General features: G+C 70.8%; 14 protein-coding genes and 1 tRNA gene. 6 read left to right on the top strand and 9 right to left on the bottom strand.

From position 1 onward, the window contains the following. Positions 1 to 664: hypothetical protein (locus tag G3I53_RS09490; protein WP_164438218.1), on the bottom strand; the 664-nt coding region annotated here is incomplete at its 3' end. Positions 665 to 811: 147 nt separating this feature from the next. Between G3I53_RS09490 and G3I53_RS09485 the strand changes: the two genes are divergently transcribed. The 3 genes from G3I53_RS09485 to pepN all read left to right on the top strand — a co-directional run bounded on the left by G3I53_RS09485 (position 812) and on the right by pepN (position 4,388). Further along, entirely contained in the window at positions 812 to 1,162 is a 351-nt protein-coding gene (locus G3I53_RS09485) for a chorismate mutase (protein WP_164338999.1), read from the top strand. Positions 1,163 to 1,296: 134 nt separating this feature from the next. Then, complete coding sequence (locus G3I53_RS09480) at positions 1,297 to 1,836, top strand: response regulator (RefSeq protein ID WP_164338998.1); 540 nt, start codon at positions 1,297 to 1,299, stop codon at positions 1,834 to 1,836. A gap of 47 nt (positions 1,837 to 1,883) precedes the next feature. After that, the gene (gene pepN / locus G3I53_RS09475; RefSeq protein ID WP_164338997.1) at positions 1,884 to 4,388 is read left to right on the top strand and encodes an aminopeptidase N; all 2,505 of its coding nucleotides are present in this window, start codon (positions 1,884 to 1,886) and stop codon (positions 4,386 to 4,388) included. Positions 4,389 to 4,452: 64 nt separating this feature from the next. Here pepN and G3I53_RS09470 read toward each other — a convergent pair whose 3' ends face one another. After that, entirely contained in the window at positions 4,453 to 6,264 is a 1,812-nt protein-coding gene (locus tag G3I53_RS09470) for a 5'-nucleotidase C-terminal domain-containing protein (RefSeq protein WP_164338996.1), read from the bottom strand. A 151-nt stretch (positions 6,265 to 6,415) separates the two neighbouring features. On the opposite strand from G3I53_RS09470, the gene G3I53_RS09465 reads away from it, so the two are divergent. Both G3I53_RS09465 and pyk read left to right on the top strand, forming a co-directional pair. Further along, positions 6,416 to 7,132, top strand: coding sequence for an SIMPL domain-containing protein (locus G3I53_RS09465; protein ID WP_164338995.1), 717 nt, complete (start codon positions 6,416 to 6,418; stop codon positions 7,130 to 7,132). A gap of 189 nt (positions 7,133 to 7,321) precedes the next feature. Continuing rightward, positions 7,322 to 8,758 carry a pyruvate kinase gene (pyk, locus tag G3I53_RS09460; RefSeq protein ID WP_164338994.1) on the top strand — a complete coding sequence of 479 codons (1,437 nt, stop codon included), beginning with the start codon at positions 7,322 to 7,324 and terminating at the stop codon, positions 8,756 to 8,758. Between the two features lie 57 nt (positions 8,759 to 8,815). Here the strand turns inward: pyk and G3I53_RS09455 are convergent. Then, positions 8,816 to 8,888: transfer RNA gene (locus tag G3I53_RS09455), tRNA-Leu, on the bottom strand. Between the two features lie 105 nt (positions 8,889 to 8,993). Here G3I53_RS09455 and G3I53_RS09450 point away from each other — a divergent pair. Continuing rightward, positions 8,994 to 9,650 (top strand): response regulator, encoded by a 657-nt coding sequence (locus G3I53_RS09450; protein WP_164338993.1) that lies wholly within the window; start codon positions 8,994 to 8,996, stop codon positions 9,648 to 9,650. Positions 9,651 to 9,735: 85 nt separating this feature from the next. Here G3I53_RS09450 and G3I53_RS09445 read toward each other — a convergent pair whose 3' ends face one another. The 6 genes from G3I53_RS09445 to G3I53_RS09420 all read right to left on the bottom strand — a co-directional run bounded on the left by G3I53_RS09445 (position 9,736) and on the right by G3I53_RS09420 (position 16,781). After that, positions 9,736 to 10,452, bottom strand: a complete 717-nt coding sequence (locus G3I53_RS09445) for an ABC transporter ATP-binding protein (RefSeq protein WP_164334332.1) — start codon at positions 10,450 to 10,452, stop codon at positions 9,736 to 9,738. Further along, positions 10,449 to 11,357, bottom strand: coding sequence for an ABC transporter ATP-binding protein (locus tag G3I53_RS09440; protein WP_164334333.1), 909 nt, complete (start codon positions 11,355 to 11,357; stop codon positions 10,449 to 10,451). Before G3I53_RS09440 ends, G3I53_RS09445 begins: the two co-directional genes overlap by 4 nt. A 5-nt stretch (positions 11,358 to 11,362) precedes the next feature. Continuing rightward, positions 11,363 to 13,189, bottom strand: coding sequence for a branched-chain amino acid ABC transporter permease (locus G3I53_RS09435; RefSeq protein WP_164334334.1), 1,827 nt, complete (start codon positions 13,187 to 13,189; stop codon positions 11,363 to 11,365). Between the two features lie 5 nt (positions 13,190 to 13,194). Further along, positions 13,195 to 14,127: a branched-chain amino acid ABC transporter permease gene (locus G3I53_RS09430; protein WP_164334335.1), complete on the bottom strand. Its 933-nt coding sequence runs from the start codon at positions 14,125 to 14,127 to the stop codon at positions 13,195 to 13,197. A gap of 108 nt (positions 14,128 to 14,235) precedes the next feature. Beyond that, complete coding sequence (locus tag G3I53_RS09425) at positions 14,236 to 15,468, bottom strand: branched-chain amino acid ABC transporter substrate-binding protein (RefSeq protein WP_164334336.1); 1,233 nt, start codon at positions 15,466 to 15,468, stop codon at positions 14,236 to 14,238. An 890-nt stretch (positions 15,469 to 16,358) separates the two neighbouring features. Then, positions 16,359 to 16,781 (bottom strand): hypothetical protein, encoded by a 423-nt coding sequence (locus tag G3I53_RS09420; protein WP_203616800.1) that lies wholly within the window; start codon positions 16,779 to 16,781, stop codon positions 16,359 to 16,361. Positions 16,782 to 16,873 lie beyond the last annotated feature (92 nt).

The following is a 16,873-nucleotide window of genomic DNA, read 5'->3' as shown; positions in this document are numbered from 1 at the left end:
CCGTGAGCGGCGGCTGCTGCTCGTCGCGCCGGGCCAGCGCCATGCCCTTGCCGTACGCCGTGTACGCCTGCGGGCTGGTGAACCACACCGACGGGTCCTCGCCGAAGAACAGCGACCGCTTGGCCAGGACGTACCCGAACTCCTCCGGTGTGAGGTACCCCAGCTTCTGCGAGGACGCCCCGTCCTCCCGGAACGCGTCCAGCAGCAGCCAGCCCGCCCCCAGGTACGTCGCCGCCGTGTCGGTGAGGATCTCGTTCTCCCGCGTCCCCGGGAAGGACAGGCCGAGCCGGTGCAGGTAGACGTGCATCACCTCGTGCGCCAGCGCCGCCCCGATGTCCCGCCGGTGCGCGCGGAACCGGTCGTTCAGCTCGACGAAGTACTCCGGTCCCGCCGCCAGTTCGACGTTCGCCGCATGCGTCATCGCCCGGAAACCGATGATCAGCCGCGCGTCCGGCAGCCGGTAGTGCCGCACCATCTCCCGGGCCACCCGCTGCGCGCCCAGATGCAGGTCGTCCGTGTCGCAGAACGCCACGTCGGCCGGCGCGACACTCGTCGAGAACGTCCGGACCATGTCGTAGGTCAGCCGCCGGTACAGCGCCGTGATGGACTCCCGCACCGTCTCCAGGTGCGGGAAGCCGTGCTCGACCGGCCCGCCGTTCGCCACGCCTCACCCCCACGGACGTCCTGAACCCGGTTCCACTGTACGGTCCGGCCCGCCCGGACACCCCCCGCCAGCGGCGCGTCCGGGCGCCCCGACCACGGTGCGGACCGTTCCGGCCCCGCCCGGCCCCGGCCCGTAGGCTGACGCCCCATGACCACCAGCTCCACCGGCACCCCGGACGTCGACCCCGCCGTGCGCGAGGAACTCACCCGGCTGCGCGACAGCATCGACAACATCGACGCCGCCGTCGTCCACATGCTCGCCGAACGCTTCAAGTGCACCCAGCAGGTCGGCCGCCTCAAGGCGCAGCACCGGCTGCCGCCCGCCGACCCGGCCCGCGAGGCCCGCCAGATCGCCCGGCTGCGCGACCTCGCCGAGAACGCCCGGCTCGACCCGGCCTTCGCCGAGAAGTTCCTGAACTTCATCGTCGCCGAGGTGATCCGCCACCACGAACGCATCGCCGAGGACACCGCGGGGGACGCGGACCGCAGCACCGGCTGACCGCGAGCCTGCTCCCCGGGGAGTGACAGGGGGGCGTGCGCGGGGCATTCTATGGGCACTCCTTGTCAGCCGACGGACACCGCCCGTCAGCACCCGGACGAGACTCCGGTCCCCTACGAGGAGGGACGTCCGCCATGCCCCGGGATGCCAGGATCCTCATCGTCGACGGCCACGACGACACCCTCTACGCGCTGGAGAGCGCCCTCGCCCCGCTGGGCCACCTGCTGGGCCGCGCCACCACCAGCGAGGAGGCCCTCAAGCAGCTGCTGCGCGGCACCGTCGGCCTGGTGCTGCTCAACATCCGCACCCCCGGCACCGGCGGCCTGGACGTGGTCCGCTACATGCGGCGCCTGGAACAGACCCAGCACATCCCGGTCGTCCTGCTCACCGCCTTCGGCCGGGACCGCGAGCTCGGCGCCGCCGCCTACGCCCTCGGCGTCGCGGACGTCGTCCCCAAGCCGGTCGACCCGTGGGCCCTGCGCATCAAGATCCGCCACCTCTACGACGCGCACCAGCGGCGCCTCGCGCTCGAACGCGAGATCCGCGAGCTGCGCGCCCGCCTCGCCCCGGCCGGTGTGCCGCCACGCGCCGCCCTGCCCCACCCCACGCCCCACCCTCCCCCCGGGCACCCCGCGGGGGCGTACGCCGAGGAGCTCGAACCCGACCGGACATAGGCCGCGTACCGAACCGCCCCTGTGCCGTGCGGACGGCATCGGGCAGCATGGCCTGCATGTCCGTACTCACGCGCGACGAAGCGCAGAACCGAGCACAGCTCCTCGACGTCCACCGCTACACGATCGAACTCGATCTGACCGTCGGGGACGAGGTCTTCGACTCCCGCACCGCGATCCGGTTCACCGTCCTCGCGGACCAGGGGACCACGGACACCTTCGTCGAGATCAAGCCCGCCGCACTGCGCTCCGTCACCCTCGACGGACAGCCCCTGGACCCCGGGACCCTCGACGGCAGCCGGCTGCCGCTGAAGGGCCTCACCCCCGGCGAGCACGAGCTCCGCGTCGACGCGAGCATGCGCTACTCCCGCACCGGCGAGGGCATGCACCGCTTCACCGACCCCACCGACGGCGAGACCTACGTCTACACCCAGCTCTTCCTGGACGACGTGCAGCGCGTGTTCGCCGCGTTCGACCAGCCCGACCTCAAGGCCGTCTTCGAGGTGAGCGTCACCGCCCCGCCCGCCTGGACCGTCCTCGCCAACGGCATCACCGAACACCTCGGCGACGGCCGCTGGCGGGCCGCCCCCACCCCGCTCATCCCCACCTACCTCGTCGCCGTCGCCGCGGGCCCCTGGCACAGCGTGCGCACCGAGCACCGCGGCCTGCCCTTCGGCCTGCACTGCCGCCGCTCCCTGGCCCCCCACCTCGACACCGACGCCGACGAACTCCTCGACATCACCCGCGCCTGCTTCGACCGCTACCACGAGAAGTTCGAGGAGCCGTACCCCTTCGACTCCTACGACCAGGCGTTCGTCCCCGAGTTCAACGCCGGGGCCATGGAGAACCCGGGGCTGGTCACCTTCCGCGACGAGTTCGTCTACCGCTCCGCCGTCACCGACACCGAGCGCCAGACCCGCGCCATGGTGATCGCCCACGAGATGGCCCACATGTGGTTCGGCGACCTCGTCACCCTCACCTGGTGGGACGACATCTGGCTCAACGAGTCCTTCGCCGAGTACATGGGCTACCAGGTCACCTCCGAGGCCACCCGCTTCACCGACACCTGGACGGACTTCGGCGTCGCCCGCAAGACCTGGGGCTACGACGCCGACCAGCGGCCCTCCACCCACCCCGTCGCCCCCGAGCACGTCGAGGACACCGCCTCCGCGCTGCTCAACTTCGACGGCATCTCCTACGCCAAGGGCGCCTCCGCCCTGCGCCAGCTCGTCGCCTGGCTCGGCGAGAAGGACTTCCTGGCCGGCATCAACATCCACTTCGCCCGGCACCGCTTCGCCAACGCCGGCCTCGCCGACTTCATCGACTCCCTCGCCGCCGCCACCGACCGCGACGTCCACGCCTGGGCCGACGCCTGGCTGCGCACCACCGGCGTCGACCGGCTCACCGCGGCGGTCGACTCCCGCCCCGGACAGTGGACCCTCGCCCTCGACCGCGACGGCCACCGCCCGCACCGCGTCACCGTCGGCGTCTACGACCGCGACCTCAGCGACGGACGCGCCCTGGTCCTGCGGGAACGCTTCGAGACCGACGTGCCGGGGGACGCCGCCCCCACGCCCCGCCCGGGCACCCACCCCGCCCTCGTCGTGCCCAACGACCTGGACCTCACCTACGCCAAGATCCGCCTCGACGGCACCTCCCTCGAAACGGTCCTGCGCGGCCTGTCCGGCATCCCCGACGCCCTCACCCGGGCCGTCGTCTGGAACACCCTGCGCGACATGGTCCGCGACGGCGAACTCGCCCCCGGCGACTACCTCGCCACCGCCTGCGCCCACCTCCCCGAGGAGACCGACCTCGCCCTCGTCCAGGGCGTCCTGGCGTTCGCCGCGACCCAGATCGCCGACCGCTACCTCGCCCCCGGCCAGCGGCCCGCCGCGCTCGGCGCGCTGACCGGCCTGTGCCGCGACCTGGTGCGCCGCACCGAGGACGGCGACAACCCCGGCCTGCGCCTCATCGCCGTCCGCCACTTCATCGACGCCGCCGCCCACCCCGAGACCATCGCCAGCTGGCTCGACGACGGCACCGTCCCCGGCGGCCCCGAACTCGACCCCGAGCTGCGCTGGCGGATCCTCGCCCGTCTCGCCGTCCTCGGCGCCACCGACGAGGCCGCCATCGCCGCCGAACTCGAGCACGACCCGAGCGCCACCGGGCAGGAGGGCGCCGCCCGCTGCCGTGCCGCACTGCCCGACGAGGACGCCAAGGCCCGCGCCTGGTCGGCCCTGTTCGACTCCGACGACCTGTCGAACTACCTGTTCACCGCCACCGCCCGGGGCTTCTGGCAGCCCGAACAGGCCGACCTGCTCCGCCCGTACGTGGCCCGCTACTACCAGGACGCCGTGCGGCTCGCCGCCCGCCGCGGCCCCGCCATCGCCGAGGCCGCCGGACGCTGGGCCTTCCCCGCCCACGCCGTCGACACCGAACACCTGCGGCTCGGCGAGAAGTGCCTGATCGAGGGCGACCCGACGCCCGCCCTGCGCCGCAGGCTGGTCGACCAGCTCGACGACCTGGCCCGCGCCCTGCGCGTCCAGGAGGCCTGACCCGGCCGGAGCCCGGCCCCGGGCCCCCTCACGCGGGGCGCCGGGGGCCGGGCCGCCCGCACGGTCAGAACACCGGCGTGCCGTCCCGCGTCAGCCGCCAGTCCACGGAGGCGAAGTCCCGCGGGTCCAGCAGCCCCTTCGCGGTGACCCACTCCGCGATCCGGGTCCGGATCTCCGTCGACTCCGACCACAGCTCCGGCGCGGAGGCCACGTGCGGGAACGCCCCGCCGCCGTTCGCCCGGTAGTTGTTCACCGCGAACACGAACTGCCGCGCGTCGTCCAGCGGGGCGCCCTCGAAGCGCAGGTCACGGATCCGCTGCCCGGCCGGCCGGGAGACGTCGATCTCGTACTGCAGGCCCGACACGTAGTCGTAGTTGTAGTCCGGACGGCCGCCCGCGTTCGTCAGCCGGTCCACGTCCACCGGCGCGCCGGCCGCCGTCTGCACGAAGTACTCCGCCGAGTACTCCAGGTACGCCCGGACCTGCGCGCCCGTCATCAGCTTCGCCACCAGCGTGTTGTCGTACACGTACAGGCTCGACAGGTCCCGCACGGTCACGTCGCCCGCCGGGATCTCGGAGGTCCGCGAGAACGGCGACGCCTGTGACAGCACCGGCAGTCCGGCGTACTCCGTCCCCGCCAGCGCCTCACGCACCACGTCCTCCTGCACCCGGCTGATCAGGTCGATGACCGGGGCGTCCTTGTAGCGCGCCTCCACCGTCGTCAGCGTGTCGGTGGCGCGGCCCACCACCTGGTTGACGTACGCCACCACCTTCTCGTGCTCGTCCGTCAGCAGCCGTGTGATGCGCGGGTCGTCCTCGACCGTCGCCGAGTCCCGCAGCGACGCGGACACCGACTCCACCCGCCACCGGCCGCGTTCGAAGGCCAGCTCGATGTCGAACAGCGTCAGCCGCTCCGCGTAGCACAGCGGCTCCGACAGCACGACCTCCCGGCCCGTCTCCTCGTTGGTGACCCGCAGTTCGGCGATCTCCTCGTGCGCGTGCCCCACCAGGATCGCGTCGATGCCCGGCACCTGCCGCGCCACGTTCGCCGCCGCGTTCTCCACGTACGGCAGCTGGTCCCCGTACGACGACGTCCCCGACGAACCCGAGTGCGCCGACACCACGACCACGTCCGCGCCCATCGACCGCAGCTTCGGCACCCACTTCGCCGCCTGCTCCTCCAGCCCCGGGAAGGCCAGCCGGCCCTGCACGTACGCCTTGTCCCAGATCGCGATCCCCGGGTTCGTCAGGCCCAGCACCGCCACCTTCACCGGCGGCGCGCCCTTCACCCGGAACGTCTTCATGAAGTACGGCGGGAAGGCGGGCCGCAGGGTCTTCGCGTCGACCGCGTTCGCGCCGAGCAGCGGGAACCGGCACTGCCGCTCGAACGCGCGCAGCGTCTCGATGCCGTAGTTGAACTCGTGGTTGCCGAGGGCCACCGCGTCGTACCCGATGGCGTTCATCGCCTGCGCCATCGGGTGGACCGGACCGCCCTTCGCGGTGATCGGGTCCACCTTGGCGTAGTAGTACGTCAGCGGCGTCCCCTGGATGGTGTCGCCCGCGTCGATCAGCAGGGTGTTGGACCGGCCCTTCTCCGCGCGGACCTGGTCCACGAGCGTGGACACGCGGGCCAGGCCCTGCGCGTTGCCCGCCGGGTCGGTGTACTCCGCGTCCTTGAAGTAGTCCCAGTTGAAGACGTGCCCGTGCAGGTCGGTCGTGCCCATCACGGTGAGCGCGTACCGCTTCTGACGCTTCCTTCCCCGGTCCCCGGCGCTCTCCGCGGCCCGGGCCGCCGGAGCCGCCGCCGCACCCGCCAGCGCCACCCCCGCCCCCGTCACTGCGGACTGCGTCAGGAACTTCCGGCGGTCGAACGGCATATCGGATCTCCTCGTACCAACGACGAACAACGCGCGTAGATTTCAGGCGATGATTTTGACCTGAACACGTCGTGCGGGAACACCCCCCGCGCGTTGCGATCCGGTGTCCGGCCCGGTGCCGAAACGGAGGCGGGCTGACAGAGTGGGACGTATGGCACCCACCCCCGACGGACTCCCCGCGGCGGACCGGCCCGGCCCCCGCCCCGCCCCCGACGCGCCCCGCCTCACCGTGCGCGGCGAGGCCCACCTCGACGTCGCGCCCGAGCTGGCCCGCCTCGACATCACCCTCACCGCCCGCGGCCGCGACCGGCGCACCACCCTCGACGACCTCACCCGCCGCAACACCGCCGTGCTGGACCTCGTGAAGTCCTGCGGCGACGGCGTCGACCACCTGGAGACCGGAAGCCTCACCGTCACCCCGGAACTCGCCTCCCGGGGCCGGGGCGAACGGGTGCGCACCCACCACGGCACCCTGCGCCTCACCGCCGAGCTGAGCGACTTCGCCGTCCTGGGCGAGCTCGCCACACGCCTCGCGGACCTCGAACTCACCCGCGTCGACGGCCCCTGGTGGTCCCTGCGGCCCGGCTCACCCGCCCGCCGCACCGTCCGGCAGCAGGCGGTCCACGACGCCGTCCGGCGCGCCCACGAGTACGCCGAGGCCCTGGACACCACCGTCGCCGCCCTCGTCGAGCTCACCGACACCGGCGCCCCCGACGCGCTCCCGGAGACCGTCGCCGGCGTCCCGCGGGGCTTCGCCCGTGCCGCCGACGACCAGGCGCCGCCCCCGCCGCTGAACCTGGAGCCGCAGCGCCGGCACCTGCACGCCGAGGTCACCGCCCGCTTCACCCTGGTGCCGCCACGCCTCTAGGCGGACCTTCGCGGAGCACCGCCGCTCGCTCCCGGTGCCCCTCCGTAAAAGTCCGCGGCACCTCGCCGAACGCTCGTCCGGGCATTCCCGCGCACCATTCGAAAGGTGTCGCCAAGGCTTCACCCGAGGGCTTGTGGGTCGTCACCGGACGCCACGTGCCTACTCGGCGGTAAGCCATAGGCTCGTACCATGCGCCGAGCGAAAATCGTCTGCACACTGGGCCCCGCCACCGATTCGTACGACCGGATCAAATCCCTGGTCGACGCCGGAATGGACGTGGCCCGATTCAACCTCAGCCACGGCAGCCACGCCGAGCACGAGGAGCGGTACCGACGGGTGCGCAAGGCCGCCGACGAGACCGGTCGCAGCGTGGGGGTCCTGGCCGATCTGCAGGGCCCGAAGATCCGCCTCGGCCACTTCACCGAAGGGCCTGTACTTCTCGAACGGGGCGACACATTCACCATCACCGTCGAGGAGGGCGCCGAGGGCGACCGCCACCGGTGCGGCACCACCTACGCGGGCCTCGCCGACGACGTCACCCCGGGCGACCGCATCCTCGTCGACGACGGCAGGGTCACCCTCGAGGTCACCGCCGTGGACGGCCCCGAGGTGCGCACCGCGGTCGTCGAGGGCGGGGTGGTCTCCGACCACAAGGGCCTCAACCTGCCCGGTGTCGCCGTGTCCGTGCCCGCCCTGTCCAAGAAGGACGAGGACGACCTCCGCTGGGCCCTGCGCACCGGCTTCGACATCGTCGCCCTCTCCTTCGTGCGCAGCGGGCGGGACATCAGGGAAGTCCACCGGATCATGGACGAGGAAGGCCGCCGCCTTCCGGTGGTCGCGAAAATCGAGAAGCCCCAGGCGGTCGAGAACATCGACGACATCGTGGCCGCCTTCGACGCCCTCATGGTGGCCCGCGGGGACCTCGGTGTCGAAATGCCTCTCGAACAGGTTCCCATCGTCCAGAAGCGCGCCATCAAACTCGCCAAACGGAATGCCAAGCCGGTCATCGTCGCCACCCAGATGCTCGATTCGATGATCGACAACGCCCGGCCCACCCGTGCCGAGGCGTCCGACGTCGCCAATGCCGTCATCGACGGCACGGACGCCGTGATGCTGTCCGGCGAGACCAGTGTCGGCAGGCACGCCGTCGAGACGGTGCGCACCATGGCCCGCATCATCGAGGCCGTCGAGGAGGAGGTCCTCGCCAAGGGGCTGCCGCCGCTCACCGAACGCAACAAGCCGCGGACCCAGGGCGGGGCGGTGGCCCGCGCGGCGGCCGAGATCGGCGACTTCCTCGGCGCCCGCTTCCTCGTCGCCTTCACCCAGTCCGGCGACACCGCCCGCCGCCTGTCCCGCTACCGCTCGCCGATCCCCCTGCTCGCCTTCACCCCGGACCCGGCCACCCGGTCCCAACTGAGCCTGTCCTGGGGGGTGGAGACCTTCCTCGGTCCCCACGTCGAGTCGACGGACGCCATGGTCGACCAGGTGGACGAGCTGCTGCTGAAGTACGCGCGGTGCGGGAAGGGGGAGACGGTCGTCATCACGGCCGGTTCCCCGCCGGGGGTCTCCGGCTCCACCAACCTGGTCCGGGTCCACCACGTGGGTGAGGACGACCGTCCCAAGTGAGGTCAGGAGGGCGCTCCCGCCCACTCCCGGTAGGGGACCTTGCAATCGGAGGAAAAGTACCCCGGGTCGGATTCGAACCGACGCTGGATGGTGTTTGAGACCATTGCCTCTACCGCTGGGCTACCGGGGCGCCCTTCGAAACGAAGGTCGGCGGTCACCCGCCGTCCACCCACCTTACCGCAGCTCGGTACGCTCTTGTCAGCAGTACCGGCCTGCCCCGCACCAAGGAGCCCACGTGAGTGCCCCCGAGTCGCCCCAGCCCGTCGACGTGCCAGAAGACGACCAGTCGCACGTGCCCCCGATGACCACGCGCGTCGTCATCGCCGAGGACGAGGCGCTGATCCGGCTCGATCTCAAAGAGATGCTCGAGGAGGAGGGCTACACGGTCGTCGGCGAGGCCGGGGACGGCGAGCGGGCGGTCGAACTGGCCCGGGAGCACCGCCCCGACCTGGTGATCCTCGACGTGAAGATGCCGAAGCTGGACGGCATCTCGGCCGCCGAGAAGATCGCCGAGGAGCGGATCGCGCCGGTGCTCATGCTGACCGCGTTCTCGCAGCGCGAGCTGGTGGAGCGGGCGCGGGACGCCGGGGCGATGGCCTACCTGGTGAAGCCGTTCTCCAAGAGCGACGTCGTGCCGGCGATCGAGATGGCGGTGTCCCGCTTCACCGAGCTCAAGGAACTCGAGCGCGAGGTCGCCGACCTCAGCCAGCGGCTGGAGACGCGCAAGCTGGTGGAGCGCGCGAAGTCGGTGCTGCAGACGGAGTACGGGCTGTCGGAGCCGGCCGCGTTCCGCTGGATCCAGAAGACGTCGATGGACCGGCGGATGTCCATGCAGCAGGTGGCCCAGGCGGTCATCGACGACGCCGAGGAGAAGAAGGCGTCCAAGGGCTAGGGTGTTCCGGCCCGGCGCAAAACGGCGCGAGGCCCGCGCCCCCCGGAGGGGGCGCGGGCCTCGCGCCGTTTCCTGCGCGGTGCCGTCAGTCCTCGCCGAGATAGGCCTTGCGGACCGACTCGTCGTGCAGCAGATCGCGTCCGGTGCCGGACAGGACGATGTTGCCGGTCTCCATCACATGCCCCTGGTCGGCCAGGGACAGCGCCGCCTGGGCGTTCTGCTCGACCAGCAGGATCGTGGTGCCCTGCGCCTTCAGCTCCGCGATGGTCGCCATGATCTTCTGCATCATGATCGGCGAGAGACCCATGGAGGGCTCGTCGAGCATCAGCAGCTTGGGCTGGGACATGAGGGCCCGGCCCATGGCGAGCATCTGCTGCTCACCGCCGGAGAGGGTTCCGGCGGCCTGCTTGCGGCGCTCCCCGAGGATGGGGAACAGGTCGTAGGCGCGCTTGATGTCCTTCTCGATGCCCGCCTTGTCGCTGCGCAGGAAGGCACCGAGGCGGAGGTTGTCCTCGATGGTCATGCGCGGGAAGATGTGCCGCCCCTCGGGGGAGTGGGCGAGCCCGTGCGACACGATGTCGTGGGCCGGGATCTTCTTCAGCGACTTGCCGTTGAACCTGATCTGACCGCCGACCGGCTTCAGCAGGCCGGACAGGGTCCGCAGCGTGGTGGTCTTCCCGGCGCCGTTGGTGCCGATGAGAGTGACCACTTCGCCGGCCTCGACCTTGAAGGAGATGCCCTTGACGGCCTGGATCTTGCCGTAGGCGACCTTGAGGTCTTCGACTTCGAGGAGTGCGGTCATCGGTCGTTCTCCTTGCCGGGCGCTGCGTCGGTGGTGGCCTCGGCGGCTGCTTCCGCCGCTTCGACCTCGGCCGCCTCCTCGGCGCCGGGGTCGTCCGCGATGGGCTCTCCGATGTAGGCGGCGATGACGCGTTCGTCGCCCTGGACGGTGGCGGGGTCGCCCTCCACCAGCTTCTGACCCTGGACCAGGACGGCCACACGGTCGCAGAGGTTGAAGATGAACCGCATGTCGTGCTCGATCACGAGGACGGCGATGCCCATGTCCCGGATGGCGAACACGAGCTCTTCCGTTTCGCGGGTCTCCTGCGGGTTCATGCCGGCGGTGGGCTCGTCCAGCAGGAGCAGGCCCGGCTCGCTGGCGAGGGCGCGGGAGATCTCCAGCCGCCGCTGCTCACCGTAGGGCAGGTTGCGCGCGAGGTGGTCGGCCTTGTCGGCGAGGCCGACGAACTCCAGCAGTTCCATGGCCCGCGCGCGGGAGGCGGCCTCGGCGCGGTGGAAACCCGGACCGCGCAGGAGGGCGGACCAGAGCCCTTCCTTGGTGCGGGTGTGCCGGCCGACCAGGACGTTCTCCAGCACCGTCATGTTGCCGAACAGGCGGATGTTCTGGAACGTCCGGGCGATGCCGGCGGCGGTCACCTTGAAGGACTTGGGCGGAAGGAGACGGCCCTTGTAGCGGACCTCGCCCTCGGTGGGGATGTACAGCCCCGTCAGGCAGTTGAAGAAGGTGGTCTTCCCCGCGCCGTTGGGCCCGATGAGTCCGACGATCTCCCCGCTGTTGACGGTGAGGTCGACCTCGCGGACGGCGGTGAGGCCGCCGAAGCGCATGGTCACGCCGCGGGCGTCGAGGATCGTCTCGCCCTTGGCGGCACCGGCGGACGCGCTCTTGGTGGTGGTGTCGGTTGTCATGGTGGTCAGGCCCCTGCCTTGCTGAGGACTGTCGGCGCTTCGGCATCCTCGTGGAACTCGAGCTGCCGCCGCCGGTTGGGGATGAGGCCCTCGGGCCGGAAGCGCATGAGCAGGACGAGCGCGAGACCGAAGGCGAGGAGCTGGTAGTCGCCGAGGAACTGGAGCTTGGCGGGGATCAGGTAGAGCAGCGCGGCGCCGACCAGCGGACCGCTGATGGTGCCCATGCCGCCGAGGACGACGGCCGCCAGCAGGAAGGCACTGTTGGGCGGGACCACGTGGGCGAACATGTACTGCTCGGGCGTCACGGTGTAGGTGACGTGCGCCTGCACCGTACCGGCCAGACCGGCGAGGGTGGCGCCGAGGGCGAAGGCGATCAGCTTCACGCGGAAGCCGTTGATGCCCATGGCGCGGGCGGCGGTCTCGTCCTCGCGGATGGCGACCCAGGCCCGGCCGATCCGGGAGTCGCTGCTGCGCCGGAAGACCACCACGACGACCAGCGTGATGAGCAGCATCAGCAGGAAGTAGTTGGCGAACCGGGCGATGGTGAACCCGAAGATGGTGTGCTCCTGGCCGAAGTCGAAGCCCAGGATGTTGAGGTTCGGGATCGAGGAGATGCCGTTGGAGCCGTTGGTGACGTCGGGTCCGGAGGTGCCGTCGGTGTTGAGGACGGCGATGCGGAAGATCTCACCGAAGCCCAGGGTGACGATGGCGAGGTAGTCGCCGCGCAGCCGGAGCGTCGGGGCGCCGATGAGGACACCGAAGATCATGGCGACGAAGGCGCCCAGGAGGGCGCTGGCCCAGAACGGCAGGTGGATGTCGAACGGGCTGGAGGGGCTTCCGGAGACCATGGCGGCCGTGTAGGCGCCGACACCGAGGAAGGCGACGTATCCGAGGTCGAGGAGGCCGGCCAGGCCGACGACGATGTTGAGGCCCAGGGCGACGGTGGCGAAGATCAGGATGTAGACGCCGATGGTGGCGTACTGGTCGTCGGACTGGGTGAAGGGGAAGGCCGCCGCCGCGACGAACGCACCGATCATGGTGACGTTGCGGTGCTTGGCGGTGATCGCGGAGACCCGGTTGATCAGGCCCGCCTTGAGGAGGGCCGCGAAGCCGAACCCGGCCGTGATCAGGAAGCCGATGAACAGCTCGTCGTACTCGGTGGCGATGCCGTAGGTGAAGACCACCAGGCCCATGGCGAGGGTGGCGACGATGATGAGGATCTCGGCGTAGGAGGGCAGGGGGCGCGGGGCGCGGGTGCGGCCGGTGGCGATGGAGGCGCGCACGACGGCGAAGCCGTCCCGGGCGTCGTGGCGGAACTTCTCCCAGCCGGTGTCGTCCGGGTCGTGCGGGTCGGGCTCGGGCCGCTCGAACGGCAGGGACAGCGCGCCGAGGACGGCGAGCAGGCTGGCGACCGCGGCGACCCAGGCACCGGGCTCGAGGTGGACCAGTCCGCCGAGGGTCGCGCTGATGGCGAGGACCGTGTACCAGGTCGTGACGAGGGCGGCGAGCGAGGACAGCTTGATGGCGCTGTCCGCGCCGGCGGGCGTCAGCCACTGCAGGCCCTTGACGCCGTAGGAGGCGAGGCCGAACAGCGCGGTGAGCGCGCCGCCGATGAGCACCAGGACCTGGAGGCCGCCCGGGTAGCCGTAGACGGTGAGGTCACCGGGGAACGCGGACGTCCAGGTCCAGGCGAGGAACGTGGACAGGACGGTGAGGACGCCGCCGCCGGTGGCGAGGGCGCGGGCGAGGTGCTCCGGCAGGCCGATCAGACCCCTGGGGGTGTCGACGGCGGGGGAGTCGGGGGTCTGTGCGGTGGTGGTCTGTGTCGTCATCGGTGTCACGCCCTGTCCGCGACGCGCTCGCCGAGCAGACCCTGCGGCCTGAAGAGGAGCACGAGGATGAGGAGTACGAAGGCCCAGACGTCGGCCCAGGACTGGCTGCCGAACTGCTGCATGCCGGGGATGTCGGAGATGTAGGCGGTGGACAGGGCTTCGGCGACGCCGAGGACCAGGCCGCCGAGCATGGCTCCGTAGATGTTGCCGATGCCCCCGAGGACGGCTGCGGTGAAGGCCTTGAGACCGAGGATGAAGCCCATGCGGAAGTCGATCTGACCGTACTTCAGGCCGTAGGCGACTCCGCCGACGGCGGCGAAGACGGCGCCGAGCGCGAACGCGATGACGATGATGCGGTCGGTGTTGACGCCCATCAGCTTGGCGGTGTCCGGGTCCTGGGCCGTCGCCTGCATGCCGCGCCCGGTGCGGGTGCGCATGACGAAGTAGCCGAGGATGGCCATGCTCAGCGGGGCGGCGCAGAACACGAAGACGTCACCGGTCTGGATGGTGACGGAGCCGATCTCGAAGGGCCCGCCGGGGATGTTCGGGAAGGTGCGGGCGGACTTGGCCTCGGGGTACCAGGCCCAGACGGCCTGCTGCAGGGCCAGGGAGAGGCCGATCGCGGTGATGAGCGGTGCGAGGCGCGGGGCGCCGCGCAGGGGACGGTAGGCGAACCGTTCCGCCCCGACGGCCACGGTGGTGGCCACGATCATGGCTCCGATGAGCATGAGGGGCAGGGCGATCAGCATGGAGGTGCCGTCGGGCAGGATGTACACGTAGACCGTGAGCGCGCCGAAGGCGCCGGTCATGAAGATCTCGCCGTGGGCGAAGTTGATGAGCTGGACAATGCCGTAGACCATTGTGTAGCCGAGGGCGACCAGCCCGTACATGGATCCCAGTAGCAGGCCGTTGACCAGCTGCTGCGGCAGTTCGTTCACCGCATGTCCTCCGAGACGTTCGGAAAGTTCGACGGATGGGGCCGGATGCGAGAAGCGCGGGGCGCCAGTGGTGCGGCGCCCCGCGCGGCTCGTTTGGTGCAGGCTGGGTCAGCCGGTGAAGGTGCCGGACTTGACGTCCTTCCAGTCGCCGTTCTCGACGGCGTAGACGGTCAGCTGCTTGTTGGTGGCGTCGCCGAACTCGTCGAACGAGACCTTGCCGGTGACTCCGTCGAAGGAGACGTCCTGCATCGCCGCGGTGACCTTCTCGCGGGCGTCGTCGGGCAGCTTGCCGTCGTTGTCCTCGACGACCTTCTTGACGGCCTCGATGACGGCCCAGGCCGAGTCGTAGGAGTAACCGCCGTAGGCCTCGTAGGCCTCCTTGTAGCCCGCGGCCTTGTAGTTGGCCACGAACTCCTTGGCCGAGGGCAGCTCCTCGACGGGCGCGCCGACCGAGGTGGCCAGGTCGCCGGTGCCGCTGGCGCCGGCCAGCTTGATGAAGTCGGCGCTGTAGATGCCGTCGCCGCCGACCAGCGGGATCTTGGCCCCGGCGGCCTTGATCTGCTTGCTGAGCGGGCCGGCCTGCGGGTACTCGCCGCCGTAGTAGACCACGTCGGCGCCGGAGTTCTTCACCTTGGTGGCGACCGCGGAGAAGTCCTTGGTGTCGGGGTTGATGTGCTCGGTGCCGACGACCTTGCCGCCGAGCTTCTTGAACTCCTCGGTGAAGGTGGCCGCGAGGCCGGCACCGTAGGTCTTCTTGTCGTCGATGACGAAGACCTTGCGCTTCTTGGAGTCGTTGTACAGGTACTGCGCGGCGAACGGGCCCTGGATGGCGTCCGTGGTCGACGTACGGAAGTACGACTTGTACGGACGGACCTTGTTCGTCTGCCAGTCCTGGCCCTGGGAGAGGGACGGGTTGGTGTTGGCCGGCGAGACCTGGACCAGCTTGGCGTCGTCGAAGACCTTCTGCATGGACTCGCCGACGGAGGAGTTCAGCGGGCCGACGACGCCCAGGACGTCGTCGTTGGCGACCAGCTTGGTGGCGTTCTGCTGGCCGGAGGAGGGCTGGGCCTGGTCGTCCAGTGCCTCGATCTTGAAGGTGACGCCCTCGACGAACTTCTCCTTGTTGGCGGTCTTGGCGGCGAGGTCGGCGGAGTTCTTGATGCCGAGACCCAGTGCCGACAGGTCGCCGGTCAGCGGCGCGTCGACGCCGATGACGACGGTGGTGCCACCGTTCCCGGAGTCCGAGCCGCCGCCGTTGTCGTCGCGCGAGCCGCAGGCGGTGAGGGTGAGTGCTCCCGCTGCCAGCGCGGCGGTGATGGCGATGAGCGAACGTTGACGCACGATCCAGTCCTTTCCCCTGACAACCGCCTCCCGGTGGAAACGGCCGAGTCGAGCGCTGGGCCGAAGTGACAATCGGGCGGCGCGGTGACTGGCCGTGACTCTAAGCGTGTGTGGGGAACGTGGAGGAGGGTCTGGCCAAGGCTGTGACTCTCTTGTTATGACACGACGTATTGCAGAGCGGTACTGAGTGGGGGGAACGGAGGAATTCTCGCCGTTTTGCCCTGTCCGCATCCTGAGAAACCGCAGGACCGACGCGGGTCCGTTCAGGCGTCTCGACCCTTTTGGTGATTACCCAAAATCGTTGCCACAGGCTACCTGCAGGGCCTTGGAGAGGTCGCGTGCGTAGCGTGGGCCGAGGATGAAGCTGTGGTCCTGTATTGCGCGCGTATTACGCAGAGTTACGTCCAGAAAGGGGAGTCCGGCGTTCCGTGGGACATTTCCACAATCTGTCACGCGAAACGTGATCATGATCTTGCTCGGGGAGCCTGCTTTTGTCCGGAAAGGCGCGCGTGGGGCAGAGATCACCGAAACTCCCCCGTAGGGCTGGGATATCCGCGTCACGGTGACCGGAGGACCGGAATCCACTTGTATCTCCACCCCGAACGTGAAGCGGCGGACGTCCGATTCCGGGGCGCCGGCCTGCGGTTCCAGATAGGCGAGCCGCGTCACCTGGGAGGGGAACGGCGGCGCCGCCGGCGGCACCGGCACCGGCCGGGTCGCCCACAGGTAGCCCCCGCCCGCGAGGACGGCCGCGGCGGCGCACGCGCCGATCAGCGGCCGGCGATGCCTCCTCAACGTCCTTGTCAGGAGGGCGCGTCGGGCGGACCGGGGGAGTGGCGTGGCCGCCCGGACCCGGGTGCCCTCGCCCGGCTCGACGGGACCGATGCCGCTCATCGCCAGGCGCCTTCGCCGGGTCCGCCGCCCCGGTGCCGTTCGGCGCACGCCGCGCGCACCCGACGGTCCATCAACCGGTGTGCCGCCTCGGTGCCTTGACGTTCCCTGACGGGGCGTGCGGCGGCCACGGCCGCCCGCAGGATCTCGTACTGGCCGTTGGACAGGCCCATGGACTGGTAGTCGCCGTACGCGGTGCCGCCCAGCACCTCGCGCGACCAGTGGGTCACCAGCCGCACGCACACGTCCTCGGCGGAGGTCGCCCGCGGTGACGGGGCTGCCGCGGACACCGGCGGTGCGCCGGTGTCCTTGTCCGCACCGGGCGAGCCGCATCCGGTCACCGGGAGGCCCGCCAGCAGCACCGCCGCGAGCACGGCGGACGGTGCCCCCGCGCCGGGCCGCGCGCCGCCTCCCCGCTCCATGCCGGGAACGCTAGAACGCCCGCCGCGCCGCGGCAATGGGGAGGCAGGGCGTGGGTCCGGGGGTGGGCCGGGGCGGGCCAGGGTGGACGGCG

This window comes from Streptomyces sp. SID14436, assembly GCF_010548465.1.
Classification (GTDB): domain Bacteria; phylum Actinomycetota; class Actinomycetes; order Streptomycetales; family Streptomycetaceae; genus Streptomyces.
Note: the sequence above shows the minus strand (reverse complement) of the source record. Positions and strands in the feature narration are given on the sequence as shown.

What these genes read in the sequence shown, in the direction of transcription:
- G3I53_RS09485 (WP_164338999.1), top strand. Translation starts at nt 812, where the DNA reads ATGACCACCAGCTCCACCGGCACCCCGGACGTCGACCCCGCCGTGCGC.
- G3I53_RS09480 (WP_164338998.1), top strand. Translation starts at nt 1,297, where the DNA reads ATGCCCCGGGATGCCAGGATCCTCATCGTCGACGGCCACGACGACACC.
- pepN (WP_164338997.1), top strand. Translation starts at nt 1,884, where the DNA reads ATGGCCTGCATGTCCGTACTCACGCGCGACGAAGCGCAGAACCGAGCA.
- G3I53_RS09470 (WP_164338996.1), bottom strand. Translation starts at nt 6,264, where the DNA reads ATGCCGTTCGACCGCCGGAAGTTCCTGACGCAGTCCGCAGTGACGGGG.
- G3I53_RS09465 (WP_164338995.1), top strand. Translation starts at nt 6,416, where the DNA reads ATGGCACCCACCCCCGACGGACTCCCCGCGGCGGACCGGCCCGGCCCC.
- pyk (WP_164338994.1), top strand. Translation starts at nt 7,322, where the DNA reads ATGCGCCGAGCGAAAATCGTCTGCACACTGGGCCCCGCCACCGATTCG.
- G3I53_RS09445 (WP_164334332.1), bottom strand. Translation starts at nt 10,452, where the DNA reads ATGACCGCACTCCTCGAAGTCGAAGACCTCAAGGTCGCCTACGGCAAG.
- G3I53_RS09440 (WP_164334333.1), bottom strand. Translation starts at nt 11,357, where the DNA reads ATGACAACCGACACCACCACCAAGAGCGCGTCCGCCGGTGCCGCCAAG.
- G3I53_RS09435 (WP_164334334.1), bottom strand. Translation starts at nt 13,189, where the DNA reads ATGACGACACAGACCACCACCGCACAGACCCCCGACTCCCCCGCCGTC.
- G3I53_RS09420 (WP_203616800.1), bottom strand. Translation starts at nt 16,781, where the DNA reads ATGGAGCGGGGAGGCGGCGCGCGGCCCGGCGCGGGGGCACCGTCCGCC.